At 54.7% G+C, this 665-nt stretch carries 1 rRNA gene; it reads left to right on the forward strand.

From position 1 onward, the window contains the following. Positions 1 to 35: 35 nt before the first annotated feature. Positions 36 to 665: ribosomal RNA gene (locus FCN80_RS25895) — 23S ribosomal RNA — on the forward strand; the annotation flags it as partial.

Consider the following 665-nt stretch of genomic DNA (forward strand, 5'->3'; position numbering starts at 1 on the left):
CGCCATCCCGGACAGAAGACTCCTTAGGGTTGTGAGGTTAAGCGAACAAGCGTACACGGTGGATGCCTAGGCAGTCAGAGGCGATGAAGGACGTGCTAATCTGCGAAAAGCGCCGGCGAGCTGATATGAAGCGCGACCAACCGGCGATGTCCGAATGGGGAAACCCAGTGCGATACGTCGCACTATCATTAACTGAATCCATAGGTTAATGAGGCGAACCGGGGGAACTGAAACATCTCAGTACCCCGAGGAAAAGAAATCAACCGAGATTCCCCCAGTAGCGGCGAGCGAACGGGGAGCAGCCCAGAGCGGTAATCGGCTTGCGTTTCAGTGGAAGCGTCTGGAAAGTCGCGCAATAGAGGGTGACAGCCCCGTACACGAAGAAGCGCGAGCGGAGAGCTCGATGAGTAGGGCGGGACACGTGTTATCCTGTCTGAAGAAGGGGGGACCATCCTCCAAGGCTAAATACTCCTGACTGACCGATAGTGAACCAGTACCGTGAGGGAAAGGCGAAAAGAACCCCGGCGAGGGGAGTGAAACAGATCCTGAAACCGTGTACGTACAAGCAGTGGGAGCCCTGATACGTCAGGGTGACTGCGTACCTTTTGTATAATGGGTCAGCGACTTATATTCTGTAGCAAGGTTAACCGTATAGGGGAGCCGTA

This window comes from Martelella alba, from assembly GCF_005217455.1.
GTDB lineage: Bacteria > Pseudomonadota > Gammaproteobacteria > Enterobacterales > Enterobacteriaceae > Acerihabitans.